The sequence below is a fragment of the Pseudothauera hydrothermalis genome (assembly GCF_003345255.1).
Lineage (GTDB): Bacteria > Pseudomonadota > Gammaproteobacteria > Burkholderiales > Rhodocyclaceae > Pseudothauera > Pseudothauera hydrothermalis.
Genome location: NZ_CP029331.1, coordinates 640,268 through 657,085 on the forward strand (window position 1 = coordinate 640,268; position 16,818 = coordinate 657,085).

Below are 16,818 nucleotides of genomic sequence, written 5' to 3' on the forward strand. Positions count from 1 at the left end.
CTTATCCCCTTTTTTGCAGACCTTCCGTTTGCATGGGCGTTTCTGGTGCGGCCAATGCCTGCTCCAACGCCAACTCCTGTTGTTGCCTTGCGTCAATCAAGGCGCTGGCAAGCGATGCTGTACGGATGTCGCCCAGCACCTGTGCCAGACCTTTCGCATCACGGATAGACAGAGGTTCTGTGGTCGGCACCCCCAACAGGCTGCGCAGCCAGGCACAGATATGTGACCACCGCTCGTTCTTGACCGGCTGCAGCCACTCGCTCAGAAGCTCCCTGTGCGGAATATGCTCCGGCAGGTCTGCCAGCAGAATCTGGCGCAGGCGAACATCATCACAAGTACCTGCCTGAAGGAGAATGTCGCAGACTAATCCCGCGAGCCAGTCTTCAGCTTCGGTAGCAGGTGTGTAGCCCGCTGCATAGGTACGGAATGGTGTGCTCGGGCGAGCGGGTTGGGCTTGCGGAATGATGGCCGGTGACGCTTGTTCCAAGCGCCCCCAAGCCTCCAGCACCAGCCTTTGCGTGCGGTATTCGCCGAACTCCTTCAGCTCCTTGTTCTTGAGCACGCGGAAGGTTTCGCTGGGGTAGTCTTCGCCCATTACGTCGGTAGGGTCGAGGATGTAGCGCAGTTCTTCCTCGGTGAGGCCGTAGAGTCTGGCGTAGTAGGCATCGAGTTCGGCGCGCAGGGTGGCACGGCGGTCGGGATCGAAGGTGAAGGGTTCGCCGTCGTAGCCCAAGTCTTGTGCCCAGCCAGAGAGGTCGTGGGCGGTGTAGGTCAGCTCCAGTACACGTGGGACGATGAAGGCGAGTTCGGCTTCGGTGTAGCAGTCTGAGGGCAGGATGGGGAGCTGCTTCAAGTAAAAGTAGGTGAGCGATGTTCCCCCAATTTTTTGGCGAGCGACGTAATCCAAGACCAGTGAATTAAAGTTGCCCAGTAGTGCCGCTGAATGCCCAACAGATGGTGATGACTTGGCGAACCAGAGTGGAGTTTTGTGATTGACTCCCACCCTCGGCACCGCCGACGCAATCACCGTCCGTTCATCGGTCGCACGGCAAATATCTCGCCAACCCATCAACCACTGTGGGCAGGCGGCCTGCAGCCACCGTTCAGCCAGGGTGAGTACAGCAGGTTCGTCCGCCAGCGGGGCTTCCGGCGCCGGCAGATGGCCGTAGTCGGCGGCGAGCGCCAGTACGGCGTGCTCGGCGTCGGGGTCGGTGGCGTACCAAGCGGTGGCGTTGCGGGCGCCGGGCGTGTAGGGCTGCACCCTGGCTTCGCTTTCGGCGGGCAGGTAGTCCTCATTCTGCGGTTGCAGACATGGGGGGGTATCTCCGACGAAGCCCAGTGATGTGGGGGCGATGGCGCGGGCATAGGGATGCCGGGCGACAAAGGCTTTCCAGGCAGGGTAGAGGCCCATGCGCGGATGGGTGCGACGCTGTTCGGCCAGGTAGCGCCCGAACAGCAACTGGGTGACACACAGCACGGCGGCCTGGGCGTTGCCGTCCTTGAGAGCCTTCAGCAAGCCATCGGGCAGACGGGCGACGCGTAGCCAGACTTCGCGGGCTTGCACCCAGTAGCGCGGGGTGACGGTGAAAGCCGGGTCGGCCTTTTCCGCCGGCGTGACATCGCGACTGTTGCCGTCTGCGGTATAGGTGGCCCAGCGGTGGTCGAACTGGTGGATGAGCTTGGCTTCGTACAGTGGCAGTCGATCAGTGGATGCATCGTCCTTGAAAAGGTGGCTGTCGTTCGACATGTGGAACATGGTCATGAACGAAATGCCCCACGGGTTTTGCGCGGGTTCCACCACCTTGGCCTGCTTGCCCTCGCCTGCGATCACGGCATCGCGCATCAGGACCGGGGCGGCGCGGTAGAGCTTCTTGGTCAGCTCAGCGTCGCGTTCGCTGCGGAACACCGGGCAGGTGAGCGTGTTCGGGTTGATAAGGCGGAATTCCTCGGGCGTGAGGGTGAAGCGACGGCGCGGGTCGGCCAGTTGGCTGACCTGAGTGGCGAAGCAGATGAATTGGGCCTGGTCCGCTGAGCCCAGGGTAAGCAGGCAGAACTTCATGCGGCTATCGACGGCGGGGAACAGCTTTTCGCGGTTCTCGATGTCGTACAGGCTGACCAGCCGCCGGTTCTGGGTGATGTGGCCGAAGTACGCCTTGGTGCTGTCGTCGGTAGCAATGCCGGTCGGCACGATGAAGCCGGCGCGGCCACTGTCGGCATGGATTTGCAGAATGGTTTCGGCAAACAGCGCGTAGGTGTTCACGTCGCCCACGCCGGTCAGCGGGTAGCGTCCGCCGTCGGCGCCTTTCACATGGGCAAACACGCTGGCTGCTTCCGCCGTGCGGCGGGCGGTGACGAATTCGCGGTAGAGACGCTTTTCGGCCTCGTCTTCATGCACCTCATGGGCCAGGTCGGGGTACAGGTGGCGCGCCAGCATGCCCTCGCTGAGCCACTGGATGCGCTGGGCGCGTTCGGCCTTGTTGCGGGCCTGCGCCACGTCGCGGTGGCGGGTGGCGAAGAATTCTTCTTCTTGCAGCTTGATGCGCTCCCACGGCGGATTGCCCAGCACACAGTCGAAGCCGCCCTGCGCAAACACCTGCGGGAAGGCCAGCGGCCAGTGGAACACGCGGGCCTGTTCGCAGGCCGCGCGTGCGGCGGCGATGGGCGCGGCGTGCTCGGTCTGGGCGCGTTGCGGGTCGGTCAGCAGCGCATGCAGGGTGATGCTGGTGGGCACAGTTTCTGCCGTGTCCTCCGTCTTGGGCAGCAGGTAGGCGCCCACCAGCGCATCGGCGGCGTGGGCCAGCGGGCTGTGGGCGGAGTCTTCCAGAAAGCGGCGCCAGGCCTGTTCCTTGGCGGCCACCTGCTCGGGGGTGTCGGCGGGCAGGGTTTCGATGGCGCGCAGGGCATCGAGGCCGCTGCGGTTGTCCACACCCAGCAGCATCTGCTTGCCTTGCAGGTCCTTGGCGATCTGCTTGAGACCGGCGGCGTTGGCCTTGGCCAGTACCTTGCAGACGTCCTTGTCGTCGCCGCTCAAGGGCTTGAAGGCATCCTTGGCGATACCTTGCTCGAGCACGTTCAGGTCGGTCAGACCCAGCAGGGCGTCGCCCACTTGCAGGTGATGGTCAAGAAAGCCCAGCGGGCGGCCTTCCTCGTAACCTTCCAGCCACAGCGCCATGCGCGCCAGTTCGATGGCCATGGGGTTGCGGTCCACCCCGTAGATGCAGTGGGCCACCGCTTCACGCAGCGCGCGGCGGTAGTCTTGCGGCCGGATGGCGCCCTCCTGCCCACCTTCCAGGCTGCGCAACTGGGCCAGTTTTTCGGCCAGACGGCGGGCGGCGGCGAGCAGGAAGTGGCCGCTGCCGCAGGCCGGGTCGATGACGCGGATGGACAGCAGCGCCTCGGTGGGGTTGGCCGGGTTAGCGGACAGACGCTGTTCGATGACGGGGTCAAGCGCGCTCCTGATCAGCTCCTGCACCAGGCTGTCGGGGGTGTAGTAGCTGCCGGTGAGCTTGCGGGCGTTGCCGGCGGTGCTGCCTTCCTCGGTGCGGCCGACGAAGCCGAAGGTGCGGGCGGGCAGGTCGATGGCGGGTACCAGTTCCAGCAGGCTTTCGTAAACACTGCCCAGCTCTTCCGGGCCCATGTTGCGATAGTCCACCGGCACCAGGCTTTGCGCGCCGGCCGGCTTGGCCCAGCGCAGGTGCTGCAGGGCGGCCAGCAGGTGGGCGTTGTCCAGGCTGGCGGCATCCAGATCGGGGCATTGCGCGGGAGCGAACAGGCCGCCCAGGGCGGGCAAGGCCAGACGCGGCTCGCCTTGTGCCAGGCCACGGAAGACGATGCGGATGGCCTGCCACTGGTCATCGTGCCGGCTGCGGGCACGGCGTTTGAGGCACAGCTCGCGCAGGCGGCTCAGGGCATAGCCTTCGGCATAGGCGCGGCGGGCGGCTTGTGCTTCGGTGCTATCGTCTCGCGGGTGCAGCACACCGCGCTCTTCCACGGTGAAGACGAAGATGAGCCGGTAGACCAGGCGCAGCAGTTGTTGGAAAAAGGCGTCCTTGCTGAGTGTGCCGTCATGCAGGGCGGTGCGCAGGGCGTGGTTGTCGGGGTGTTGCAGGAAGCCCTGACCGAAGGTCAGCAGCGCCTGCTCGACGCCATCGCGCAGGCCATCGCGTACGCGGGTGCCTTCTTGCTGGCCTTCGCTGCGCCATTGTTCCCATATGCAGGTTTCAGCTCCTTGTACGCGGTGGCCGGGCGCACGACTGGCATGCAGCAGGCGCCAGACGTTGGCGAATTCGGCGTAGCGCTGGCCGCCCAGCAGGTCGGCCAGATCGACTTCGAGAAAGCTGGGGCGGGTGAGGCTGGCGGCGTCGCGCAACAGGCGCAGTTGCCTACCGTTGCTGACGATGCCCCAGAGGTGATCGGGGCTGGCGTTGAGCAGCTCCTGCATGGCCTGGAAGGGGGCCTTCCTGCGACTGCCGCCGCCCTGCACGGCAAAGTGCGCGTCGGCCTCGTCCAGCCCCAGGGAATACGGGGCAACGAGTACGGGCAGGCTGCCGTTCGTCAGGCTGACGGGGTAGCGCAGTTCCCCCACCGACTGTGCCGAAGTGGCTTGCAGGGTGGCGTAGCCGAAGGCATCGCGCAGCAGTTCGTGCACGAAAGCGGTGGTGAGCTGGGCGGCATCGACGTCGGCGCGCTCCATCTGCGCGGCGAAGTGCTGCCACTGGGCGCAGGCGATCTGGAAGGCGCGGCTGTATTCGTCCTTGAGCTTGACGCCCTTGGGGGTGCCGTAATCGGCCTCGCTCTGGGCGCTGGCGCGGCCCTGGGCGGCTTTTTCCAGTTGGTCGGGCAGGAACAGGCCACCTTCAAGCTTGAGAGTGGGCAAATCCAGCGTGGCCTGGGTCTTGCGGATGCGTTTCATGGTTGTTCTTCTTTAGGCCGAGGCTTATAGCGAGTCGGGCAGCAGCACGTACACACCCATCACATCCACTGGCAGGCAGGGGCTGACGCTGTGGTGGCCCACGTCGCGGGCGGCGGCGCGTACGCGCTCGTGGTCGGCCAACAGAGCTTGGGCGCGTTGCTCTGCCAGGGCTTGCAGTGGCTGGGGATGCGCGGCGAGGAAATCGAGCGCGGCGCACACCTCGCGTTGCACGGCTTCTGCGGGCAGGTTGCCACTGGGCGTGCATTCGAGCAGGCGGTTCACGCTGTCATCGGCCAGCCATTGCGGATTGGCACGGCCACGCACGGCCAGGGCCACGGTCTCCTCGGCCATCATCTGGAAAGGCTCGCGACGGCGCACGTAGCTGAGCTGATGGCGCAAGCGCAGCAGATAGATCGTGGTGACAACATCGACGTCGTCGGTCAGCGTGGCAGCACAACGGGCGGCCAGCGGACGTTCGCTGCTGAGGGCATCTTCCAGCAAGTGCTGCGCCAGCAGGCCTACCAGTGGGTGGCTGCGGTGCAGTTCGGCGAAGTCGATGCTTTGCGGTTTGTTGATGCCTTCGTCGGCCAGGCGCTGGCGCAGGGCTTCGGGCAGATGCTGGGGCAGGAAGCGGGCCTGCTTGCGGCTCATTTCCAGGGGGGAGCCGAGGCGCACGCAGGCGCTTTGCAGGAAACGCTGCACATCGGCCTGGGTGCCCAGGGCTTGTTGCTGTTTATGCCACTCTGGCAACACCTCGTCGGGCTTGATGCGGCGCTGGGCAAAGACGGTGCGGTTGGCTTTGGCTTTCTCCAGGGCGTCCTGCCACTGGGCCTGCAATGGCGCCAGCAGTTGCTCGGATTCACCGAAATCGAAACTGGCTTGCGGCGATGCCATGCTGCTGTTGCTGCGCCGCATGAGCGCGGCCTTGACCAGGGCCTGGTTGATGCGGGCTTCGTCCTCAGGGAGGGGCACCAACACGCCCAGTTCCTTCTGGATGGTTTCGCCCTTGCGCAGGATGACGTTGAGCACAAAACCATCGACCGGGTTGTCCTGCCCGTAGAGCATGGTGCAACGGACTTCGTCGGCCTGCTGGCCGAAGCGATCGACGCGGCCTTCGCGTTGCTCATGGCGTGTCGGGTTCCAGGCCAAATCGTAATGGACGACGGCGGTGAACAGATGCTGCAGGTTGATGCCTTCGGAAAGGCAATCTGTGGCGACAAGGATGCGCTGCCCGGCATCCTCCATGTCTTCCACGCGCTCACGGCGCTCTTCCGGGGTGAGCTCGCCGGTGACGGCATCGACAGTAGCCTTGGGAAAGGTGGCCTTGAGGTGCTCGGCCACGTAATGGGCAGTGGCGACATAGCGGCAGAACACCACGGGGTGATAGCCATCTTCAAGCAAGGAACCGATGTGCCGGATGAGCGCGGCCAGCTTGGGGTCACCCTTCTTGCCGGACAGGCGCTGTGCTTCGGCAATGAGCGCTTGCAGGCGGCTGGCGTCCTGCAATTGGGCGGGGGGCTCCAGGTCACTGCCCATCAGGTCGTCGGCTTCGCCATCGTGCAGGCGCTCGTCACTGAGCAAGTTGTCATCCGCCATGGTGCCTTCCAGCCGCGTGGTCAGGGCCTTGACGGCAGCCGCAGGCGATGATGCCACGCAGCGCAGCAAGGCCAGGGTGGCGTACCAGATCAGGCGCGCGCCGCCTTGCTGTTCTTGCCGCTGCCCTTGCTGTTCGATGGTTTCAGCCAGTTCGCGGCAGTAGTCCTGCACGGCGTCGAAGAATGCGCCCCATTCGCCGCTGAGTTGATAGGTCAGCTCGGTTTTCATGCGGCGGGGAAAACCTCGCCCGTCATGGGTCTCGGTCTGCCACTCGACGATGTCCTTGCGACGGCGCTGGACGAAGTGACGCGCCAGTTCCTGACGCAGCGGGTCGGAGGCTGTCATGCGGCCTTGCAAGGCGGCAAAGCGTGGATCGAGCAGCGACAGCAGGTTGTAGAAGGCGGTTTCGTCACCGGAGTGCGGGGTGGCGGTCAGCAGGATCAGGTGTCGCTGCGCGTCACGGGCAAGGCGCTGCAGCAACTCGAAGCGCAATTGCTTGCCGGCGCCACTGCTGGCGCACGTGTGGGCTTCGTCAACGATGATGCATTCAGGGGCAGCGGCAAGAAACTGTTCGCGGTGGCGTTCGCTCTTGATGTAGTCCAGGCTGACGACCACCACGGGATGATGGTCGAACAGGCGCACGCCATGTGGCAGATCACGCTCGATGCGCGATGCGGATGCCGAGGTCAGAGCGATAGCGTGCAGGTTGAAACGGGTTTCCAGCTCACTTTGCCATTGCTCGACCAGGTGTGGCGGGCAGAGGATGGCCAGGCGGGCGATTTCGCCACGGTCCATCAGTTCGCGGGCGATCAGGCCGGCTTCGATGGTCTTGCCGATACCCACGTCATCGGCAATCAGCAGGCGCACCGTGGACAGGCGCAAGGCCATCAGCAGCGGCACAAGCTGGTAGCCGCGCGGCTCGACAGTGATGTTGCCGAAGGAGCGAAACGGGCCGGCGCCGGCGCGCAGGGTCAGGCGCAAGGCATCGCGCAGCAACAGCGCGGCGGCGTGGTTGCCGGCGTGCGCGGGATCGGGCCATTCGAAGGAGGCTGGTTCGACGGGATGGAGTTCCAACTCTGGGATCAGGGCGATGCTTTCGTCCTCGGCGCCGCTCAATGGACGCAGGCGCAGCCAGTCGCGGCGGGAGTCGTTTTGCACCACCCATTCGCGGCCTCGGGCGCGCACCAGGCTGCCGGGTAAAAAGTCGTGTTCAAGGGTTGTCATGCGCCTTTATTCCTTGCGGCCGAACACATCGGCGTGTGCGGCGAACTGTTGTGGCCACTGTGAAGCGTCCGAAAAATCCAGCACCTGCCAGCCTTTATCCTGCAATACGCTGGAGGTCTGCTCATCCACTGCCGACAGAAATACCAAAGCACGAGATGCCTTGTACTGGGCTGCGGCGATGGCCGCGCCATTGTTGACGGGTACATTGACCGCATCAGGTTGTCTAGCCCCGGCCTGGCGGAGTTCGGACAGCCAGACGTCGAGCAGCTCGTCTTCTGAAGTCGTTGCGGCAACGGTGGCCGGGCTGTTCGCTACGGGCTGCACCTGAGCATTGGCAAGCGCGACCAGCAGCTTGAGTGCATCCGCGTTACGGCGGTTGATGTGCTCGTGATCCGGCTGATTGAAGTAGGAGAGCAGGCATTGGTAACAGCCGGCCTCGCATTGATGATTGCCCAGTTCATCGGTCTGCTCCAGTGACGGCAGATCGTCCAGCGTCCAAACGCCGCTCTGCGGTGCGCGGTAGTGAATCAGTTGCAGGGCATTGCTGGCGACGAGTGCAAGGTCGTCGCGATGATTCGCCAGACGAGTGAGCACGCCTGCACCGCCTTCGGCCGCTTCGTAGAACAGCAAGGCACGGCGCTCATCTGCCTTGGGCAGTGGCTCGACCACCAGCTCGGATTCCTCGATCTGGAAGGTCATTTCGATGCCACGCTTGAGGGCAGCCTGCAGAGTGGCCATGGCCTCCAGCGACAGGGCATGCAAAGGCGCGAAGATCAGCAGATTGCGATGATCTTCCACAAAAGGAACGATGCGTTGGTTGGGCACCTTTTCCAGCAAGGCATCGTCGTTGCCGTTGTCGTCTTCCGCATCCGGTGCGTCCTGCTTGCTCCAGGTGCCGGTAATGGGATTGATGTAGAAGCCCAGTTGCTCTTTGTTCTTACGCCTGCGCCAGCCGCGGTTGATACGCCAGATTTGCGCAGCAGGCGCATAAGTGAGTTCGCCCAACAATTCTTCGCCCAGCCGGACTTCGGCTTTCTGCTTCTGAATCTGGCCATCGGGCCCGGGCAGGAAACGGTAGGTGGTCTGCAACTCGAAGCCCTGACGCTGACGTTCCTCGTCGTTGATGGAGATGCGCTCGGTGGCTACCGTCTCCACGGTTTCGATGCGGTAGAGCTCGCGCACCCAATCTTGCTCCGTGAGCAGGGCAGCACAGTTCTCGCAGCGGTTGACCAGCGGCTGTTCGCCACCCGGCTCGCCGATATGCCCGTAGCCACACTGGCTGCACACCAGAGAGGCAATGGTGGCCAACTGGCTGCTGCCAGAAATGTGGTCTGTATTGCCAACGTTGAGTTTGGCTCGCACCACGCGGTACATGCGGCCCTGGTGATAGATAAGGCTGCGAGGGCCGAACTCTGACAGAGCCAGGAAGCGCGGACGGCTGACCATGCTACCTTCGTCGTCCTTGCCATTGATGGTCTGACCACCACGGGCGGGAATCCAGGCCATCAGCGGCAGGCGCGGGAAGTTGTAGCCGGGCAGGAAGCCCTGGCTGGCCAGGTAGCGATAGGTGTAGAAATCGTTGTTCTGGCCATTACCGGATTTGAGCAACACGGCGTACTGGCGCGCGGCATCGCCGTAACGGCGCTGGGCATTTTGGCGCTCGGTGTGCGAGGCGGTATGGCTTTTGACGATACGGTCGGCCATGTCCATTTGCTCGCGTGTGGCCTCAAACAGTTTGCGCCAACGCTCCAGCGCTTCAGAGAACGCCTTCGGTGCCTTGGCGATGACCTGGTGTACGTAGTCAGGCGTGAACCAGGCGCTGCTTACCAGCTCTTCCTTGAGCTGATCAATGACCCGGCAGGCACTGGCCAGGGCACGCTGCTGGACGGTCTGCGCCTGTAGCGCTTCCTGCAAGGGCTGCTTCAGTGGTTTGCGGGGCCGATCAAGATCCAGCATGGGAGCAATACTGTCGTCCAGCGGCACCTGAGTGCTGGCCAGCCAGACCGCTTGCAGGTGGCTGTCGATCAGGTCGCGGTTGGCCAGATCCAGTGTGGGTGCGCGCACGACGCCATGCACCATCTCGTTGGCATTGTGGAAGAACCACTGGTCGTGCGGACTGAGCGCCGCGCAGTAGGTGATGACCAGCGCCTGCTGACCCGAACGACCCGCACGGCCGCTGCGCTGGGCGTAGTTGGCGGGGGTCGGCGGCACGTTGCGCAGGTACACGGTGTTGAGCGCGGAGATATCCACGCCCAGCTCCATGGTGGGGGAGCAGAACATCACCGGCAGGCGCTTCAACGGCGCTTCGTGGGCCGGGTTCTGCGCCCAGTCCTGCCTGTCTTTTTCGGTGTAGCGGAAGCGCTGCTCCAGCAGTTGCCGGCGTGGCGCATCCACCTGGGCGGTGTGTTCCTGGGCCTCGAAGTCGAACAGCGGATGTGAAGGCTGACGCAGCAGGTCGGCAATGCCGAGATACAGGGTGCGGAAATACTGGTTGATGCGATTGCTATCGGTTTGCGGCTGATCGGCAATCAGGCACCAGTCCAGGGCGGCTGCGTTCAGGCGCCAGCCGGCGAGTTGCGAATCAATGGCATGTTTTTGCACATAACCATAGTTGCTGGCTGCCTTGAGCATGTCTTCGATCAGAACAGCCCACTCGGCATCTTTCCACTGCGCTACCTCGCTGGCGCATGCGCTGTTGCGCCAGAAGGCGACCGTCTTGATTTGCCGCAACAGTCGGGAGCGTGGGCCACCCGTCACCAGGTCGGTGCGCGGCTTGCCCTTGTATTCCGGGCGCTTGCCGAGGATGAGATAGCGGCCGGTATCGAGTTTTTCGTCGGGAGCGAAGGCCCAACGTTCATTCAGGTAGGTGTGGGCGCTGGTACGTGCCTTGTCCTGCTCAACCGGGTCGAGGTAACGGCTTTCCAGGCACAGATGGCGGCGCAGCGTGTCGAACAGTAATTCGTACAGAACTGCTCGCTGCACCGCCGTCAGTTTGTTCAAGGTGCTGTTTGCGGCAAAGATGCTGGTGTCAGCGCTAAAGGCAGCCAGGTCTCGGTACTGAATCTGCAACAGGCCAAGCTGATCCAGATTCGGATTATTGAAGCGCCAGCCACGCCGTAGATCGCGCAGCAGCCGGTAGGCAATAATGAATCGCAAGGTGCGTTGCGCTTCCTGCCGTGCCAGCCCCATGAGCTTGGGAGTGCGCAGATATTCCACCAAGGTGGCTTCATCGACCCCTTGAAAGCCGAGGGCCTTGAATACGCTTTCGGCCAGGTTTTCTTCATCAAGCTGGCCGCCACTTGCCTGTAGTGCGCCGATCAAGCCGGCACGCAGCGTCAACAGGAAAATGAAATCATTGAAGTGACCCGCCTGCAGCGCTGCATCCTGGCGGTTGTCGGTAAACCCAAGCAATTTACGCGGATCAGGTTGGCCTGGAGCCGGATCGGGAAGTGCAAACAGTTGCTGTAAGGCCGCCAGGGCAATCATGGTAGTGGCCGAAGAACGGCCTTCCCCGGACAAACTGGAGAGGCGGTTGGCATCTTTGCCGTGGGCTTCGTGTGTCGTGCCGCAGTTCAGGCAGAAGCGGAACTTTCCGGGAATGAACCAGAACTCCGTCCCGGAGCCTGTTTGTCCTTTGGCATCGACCGTGACCATATAGGGAACGGCATTCTTGTAGGCTGACTTGACTTTGGGCTCGCTTCGGCTGAGGTCGATCCAGGTTTCCGGCAGGTCTTCAAGCAGGCCACCGTATTGCTGCCCGGGCACCAGTGGGCACAGGAAGCCATAGCTGGCGGTGTCGTCTTCTGCTGCGATATCGTCGATTTCACGCGGGCTGAAGCTGACCGGTTGCTGTGCGCGCCAGACAGGCAGGTATTCCTGGCCGCAATCGCGGCAGAAATGCGTGGGGTAAAGCAGCACATTCTCTTGCTGCCGCCCCGGCGCGAAACGCTGGGCATCGAGCGTGACATGGCGCTTGCCTCGCTCTTCCAAGGTGGTGAGCACCTTGCCCGGTCCACTGATGAACTGGTGCAGCTTGAACGCGAAAGGCGGCCTGCCCTGGGGCATGCGCACATCATGGGCAGCCAGTAGAAAGCGCTGCAGGGCGGCGCGAGCGGCTTCAGGCTGGCAGCCCGCGTCTTCGGCGAGACGGCGGCTGGCCTCTTCCAGCGTCATGGGTCTCGCACGCCTTGGAGGCTCGTCCGCAGGCAGTTCGATGCCCAGGTTCAATTCCACCCAGATAGCCAGCGGATCATTGCGAAACGCGTCAAAGTCAGCCCAAGCATCCTGATTTCGTGAAATTGTTGCCGGCAGTTCGGTGCGGATGGAGTTGACGTCCTTGAGCGGGTTAGTGACGCGCTCCAGTGTCTCGCCGATGACGTCATGCTCGCTGATCCGGGTGCCAAACAATTTGCTGGCTACATCAGCAACCACGCGGTTGCGGTCGGCTTGGCTGCCTGTGCTGGACATGGTGGCCGACGTACCGATGCAGACCAGTTGCTCGGCTTTCAGGCGCTCTCGCAGGCGACGCACCAGCAAGGCAACGTCCGCCCCTTGACGGCCACGGTAGGTATGCAACTCATCCAGCACCAGGAACTCAAGTCCCTCGCAGTGTTCCACCACGCGCCGATCCACTTCGTCGAAGCGCGTGAGGATGTACTCCAGCATCATGAAGTTGGTAAGCAGGATATCGGGTGGATCATCCGCAATAGCAGTGCGTTCCGCCTTGCTTTCCTGGCCGGTGTAGCGTTTGACGGTGAAGGGATGAAGCTCTGGCGCATAGCCATGCAGAAACTTGTCGAGTTCTTCCAGCTGGCTGTTGGCCAGAGCGTTCATTGGATAAATCACAATGGCTCTGGTACGTGCTTTGCCATCGGAGTCCTTGGCCTTGAGAATGCGGTCAATGACTGGGATGAAAAAGGACAGGGACTTACCCGACCCCGTTCCGGTAGTGACCACATAGCTTTGGCGTTCCTGGCCTTTGGCCAGGGCTTCCATTTGGTGCTTGTAAAGATGCAGGGGACTTGGTTTGCCTTCCGTCTTCCCAACCTGAAAGATGTCTGCGCAGGCAGGATGCAAGACCCCCTCAGCCACCAGATCCTGCACTGTGCCTTGACGTTGATAATTCGGGTTGATCTGCACCAGCGGTTCAGGCCAATAGCGGCCTTGCGCATATTGATGCTCGACCTCGGCCTGGATATCAGGTGCGGCGATGCGAACGAAACTGCGGGAAAAGCTGCCGTATCGCTCGATGAGCTGGTCGCGGAACTGGAAAACGTTATCCATGTAGAGTCCTCACTGATCCATCTTGCGGTCAATCGCCAGAACCGCTGCTCTATCCGAGGTGCCTGCTGTGACGCGCTTCCACTTTGCCCCTCTTCCCTTGCCAGTCGATTCGATCAATCCCTCTGACTTCATCGCCCGCAGCACCAGCCGCACCATGTCCCGGCTCACGCCCGGGCAGGCCTCTTCGATTTCGGAAATCGAAAACGGCAGGCAGCGCCCCAGCACTTCCGCTCGCACCCGGTCGCCTTTACTGCCACGGCCACGTTCGATGGTGCCGACACGCTCCTCGAACTCGCGGTATGCCCGCAGCAAGGCACCCCAGAAGTAGTCGAGCCAAGGCTTTGCGTCGTGCTGCCCCTGGTGCCAGCCCTGCGAGCTGGCTTCCAGCGTCTCGTAATAGCCTTCCTTGGTTTCCTCGAAGATGCGTTCCAAACTGATGTAGCGCCCCACGGCATAGTCGAAGTGGTAGAGCAGCAGCAGGGTCAGCAAGCGGGACATGCGACCGTTGCCGTCCGGGAAGGGGTGAATGCACAGAAAATCGAGCATCGCCAGCGGCACCAGTACGAGAGGGTCGGCCAGGTGCTGGTCCAGGGCGGTGGCGTAGCGCCCGGTCAGATCGGCCATGGCCATCGGCGTCAGGTGCGCAGCCAACGGCTGGAAGCGCAAACGCGACGTACCGTCAGGATGACGTTCGATGATGTCGTTGTTGGTAGCCTTCCAGCGCCCGCCCGTCTGCGGCATGTAGCGGTACAGCAGGGTGTGCAGTTGCAGCACTACGCCCTCGCTGAAGGGCATGTGCGCGGCAGACTCGTGGATCAGCGCCAGGGCATCACGGTAGCCGGCGATCTCCTGTTCGGAACGGCTCTTTGGCGTTGCGTTGCGGATGACCAGCGACTTCAACCGCGAGGGTGCGACGACAACGCCTTCCAGCCGGTTAGATGACTCGGTGGACTCCACCACCGCGATCTGGCACAGACCCTTGAGGGCTTCGGGCGACTGCGCGGCATAGAGTTGCTGCTTGCCCTGATACTCGCCCAGCGTGCGCAACGTGGCGGCCTGGGTGCCATCGAAGCGAAGCGCGGCAAGGTACTCGGGTGTGAGCGAGTGCATGGAATGTAGGCCCAGGCCGTCTAAATGGGGTAATCATAGCCATTAAATGGGGTACTGTCTCTACAAATACCCTGTTATCAGTCTCTGACTACTCCATTTCCTCAGCTTCTTGATTTTGACGTGCGCTTGCACCTCCTCGGCATTCGCCACCCTCATATATTTCCCTTTACTGACAGACCTTGAGGATCAGGTCATACGTACGAGCGTATTCCAGCACCAGAATTTCGATCATTGAAGCCACCGAGCGACGCTCGCGATCAGCAGCCAAGCGCAGAAGTTGCTTGATCTCAGCGGAGGTGCGGATGGAAAGGGTTTCGTCCTTCAGGCGTGACATGGCGGCGCCTCATCAGTGATGTCCCGCAAATGAACTGCGTTTTACCTCACCCCGCCATGATTCTCTTCAGGGGGTGACTGTCTTGCTTGAGGCTGCTCGATGGTGCGGCGCCTTAGCGGTAGCCGGCCTCACGGAGCGCTCAGCCTCGATGGCGATGGGATGCAGGGCATGCCGGCTGCTGGCCTGATTGGCTTGCCCGTAGTGTCGCCGTGTCTTGGCGCTGGCATGTCCCAGCCCCTGGCTGACTGAGTCCGCAGCCGCGTGCCGTTTCAGGTCGGCTGCCCATTGGTGGCGCAGGCAGTAAGCCGTGATAGCGTGCTTGTGCTTCGGCCAGAGGCTATGTGCTAGCCGACGGACTTCGACGGTGAAGTTGACCGGGCTGTCAATGCAAACGAGCAATTCCCGCCGCCCCGCTAGCCGGATGCGCAGCGCCTCCAGCAATGGATGGGGATCGTGTGCGCCATAGGCGATCAAGCGGTGCGGCTGGCCTTGATGCGCCTTGACCTTGGCGCCATCGATCTCGAATCTGATCTCGCCCATGCCGCTGCGCGGATTGTCCACCCGGCGAATGTGCACGCCTTGCCGGAGCTCTTCCGGGCGGCAGCCGGTCAGCGCGGCGACCAGAATCGCATCGGCATACTTGCCTTTCGCAGCGCGCCGATACAGTTGCTCGCGCCAGTCACCGGGGAGGCCGCGCAAGGCTTGCCGCTTGCTGGCACGCTTGCGGCGCTCGCCGGGATGGCCGCTTTGCCGGGCCATATCGAACTCGCGCAGAAATGCACGCTGTTGTTGCAATTGGGCTTGGATGGCCATGACTTGCAACTCGTCCACAGGTCGAGCAGAGAGCGCGGAATGCAGGCTTTTCAGGCGCTCGACAAGATCGGCGTACAGGCAGTAGCGAAGCGCTGCGACGCGCTTGTAGTAGGTTGTCGGACGCTGGGTGGCCGTGATGACTTCGGCCATTCCACCTTCGGCGTAGCGGGCACGCAACAGCAGCGTTCGGCCGAGCTGGCGATAGTCTTGCCTCGTCTTGCTGCTCAAGCTGGCAAACTCATCGGCCGGGAGCATGGCTTGCATCTCGCGCCGGCACGATTCGATCAGCGTAAGCATCTCATCCGCGTCGATCATTGCTTCCGGCCATGAAACATCGCTTTCAAATCGGCGATGGCCTTTGCGCGTTCAGCCTTTGTCTTTTGACGCTCGGCTTCTGACTGTTGTACAGGAGCGCGCGACTGCGCTGCCTCCATCGCCTCCTGTCGGTTCTTTCGCCAGCGGGCGATGTTCGGTGCGAACTCGGCGATGAATTCTCCCGCGACAGCGCTATTCATCACGGCCAATAGCCATGAGCGCACGGAGCGGATGCCCGCGTGCTTGCCACTACCGGCTGCCGACAGGACGCCAGCCAGCTCGTCGGCGACAAGCTGTATCTGTTGTACTGAGAGCGAGGGGCCGAAGCGGCGGGTTACGTCGGCGATGACGCGCAGGTAGGGCAGAAGAGAAGGGTGCGACAAGTCCAAGGGCGCGGAAGCCTCTCCCGTTTTCGGAGAGTTATCCACAGCCCCTGTCTGTAGTAGTGGTTTTATATTTTTTACTACTACTTCTTCCTTGTATTCACCTACACCTATATCACCGCCCTGACCGGCGACGGATGCGCCGTCCACGGTTTCTCCGTCGCCGGCCAAGCCGGCCATGGATGTCTGTGGCACCTTTTGCGAAACGGGTGTCAACACGGACTCCCATCGCCAAAGCCCTTCCTCGTCCTGGAATTTCCTCCGCGCCAGGTAGCCGGCATCTTCAAGTTCGCGCAGGATGCGGCGGCAAAGGTCTCGCCCAAGATGGCCTTTCGCGCGTGACTGATCGTGCAGCACGCGCGGCAGTGCGACAGCGCGCAACTGCCAGTTGCGGCCCAGCGAAAGCAAATGGCAAGCTACGCCTCGCGCTTCATAGCTCAACCGCGAATCGCGCAGCAGGCTGCAAGGCAGAGACCACCAGTATTCGGCGGAGTCGTCAACGCGGATGCGGCTCATAACTTCGCCCTCTGGCGAGTCAGACAACCAGCGTGCTCACGCTCCGCCGCCTGAGTCTCAAGCCATGCGTCGATCTCGTGGGCAAAAAAGCCAATCGAACGGCCGCCAGGGCCTAGCCGAACTGGCTTCGGAAAATCTTCAGTCTGGCAAAGTCGCCAGAGGGTTGTCCGGCTGACCGAGATCTTCATGCAGACATCCTGCGTCTTGATGATTTGCATGCTGTTCCTCTTAACGTGTTGAAACACGAAGGGATCATGCAAAAGATCTGGTTATGAAGTCAGGGAGCACGGTTGTCACCTGCACTCCCTATTCTCGGGCCTGAAATCACCCAG

At 62.4% G+C, this 16,818-nt stretch carries 8 protein-coding genes; all 8 read right to left on the reverse strand.

The features are described 5' to 3' along the window. Position 1 precedes the first annotated feature (1 nt). The 8 genes from DIE29_RS03200 to DIE29_RS03230 all read right to left on the reverse strand — a co-directional run bounded on the left by DIE29_RS03200 (position 2) and on the right by DIE29_RS03230 (position 16,704). Positions 2-4,912, reverse strand: a complete 4,911-nt coding sequence (locus DIE29_RS03200) for an Eco57I restriction-modification methylase domain-containing protein (protein ID WP_237269501.1) — start codon at positions 4,910-4,912, stop codon at positions 2-4. 24 nt (positions 4,913-4,936) lie between these two features. Further along, a complete protein-coding gene (locus DIE29_RS03205; RefSeq protein WP_114649202.1) occupies positions 4,937-7,732 on the reverse strand; it encodes a helicase-related protein in 2,796 nt (931 codons plus the stop codon). Positions 7,733-7,738: 6 nt separating this feature from the next. Beyond that, a complete protein-coding gene (locus tag DIE29_RS03210) occupies positions 7,739-13,015 on the reverse strand; it encodes a DEAD/DEAH box helicase (RefSeq protein ID WP_114649203.1) in 5,277 nt (1,758 codons plus the stop codon). Positions 13,016-13,024: 9 nt separating this feature from the next. Next, positions 13,025-14,125 (reverse strand): Fic family protein, encoded by a 1,101-nt coding sequence (locus DIE29_RS03215; protein WP_114649204.1) that lies wholly within the window; start codon positions 14,123-14,125, stop codon positions 13,025-13,027. 166 nt (positions 14,126-14,291) lie between these two features. Further along, entirely contained in the window at positions 14,292-14,459 is a 168-nt protein-coding gene (locus DIE29_RS14545) for a hypothetical protein (RefSeq protein ID WP_017936933.1), read from the reverse strand. 66 nt (positions 14,460-14,525) lie between these two features. Further along, positions 14,526-15,587 (reverse strand): site-specific integrase, encoded by a 1,062-nt coding sequence (locus DIE29_RS03220; RefSeq protein ID WP_034085892.1) that lies wholly within the window; start codon positions 15,585-15,587, stop codon positions 14,526-14,528. Continuing rightward, on the reverse strand, positions 15,584-16,486 hold the full coding sequence (locus DIE29_RS03225; RefSeq protein WP_114649205.1) for a hypothetical protein: 903 nt from the start codon (positions 16,484-16,486) through the stop codon (positions 15,584-15,586). Before DIE29_RS03225 ends, DIE29_RS03220 begins: the two co-directional genes overlap by 4 nt. Further along, complete coding sequence (locus tag DIE29_RS03230; protein ID WP_114649206.1) at positions 16,483-16,704, reverse strand: helix-turn-helix transcriptional regulator; 222 nt, start codon at positions 16,702-16,704, stop codon at positions 16,483-16,485. Before DIE29_RS03230 ends, DIE29_RS03225 begins: the two co-directional genes overlap by 4 nt. Positions 16,705-16,818 lie beyond the last annotated feature (114 nt).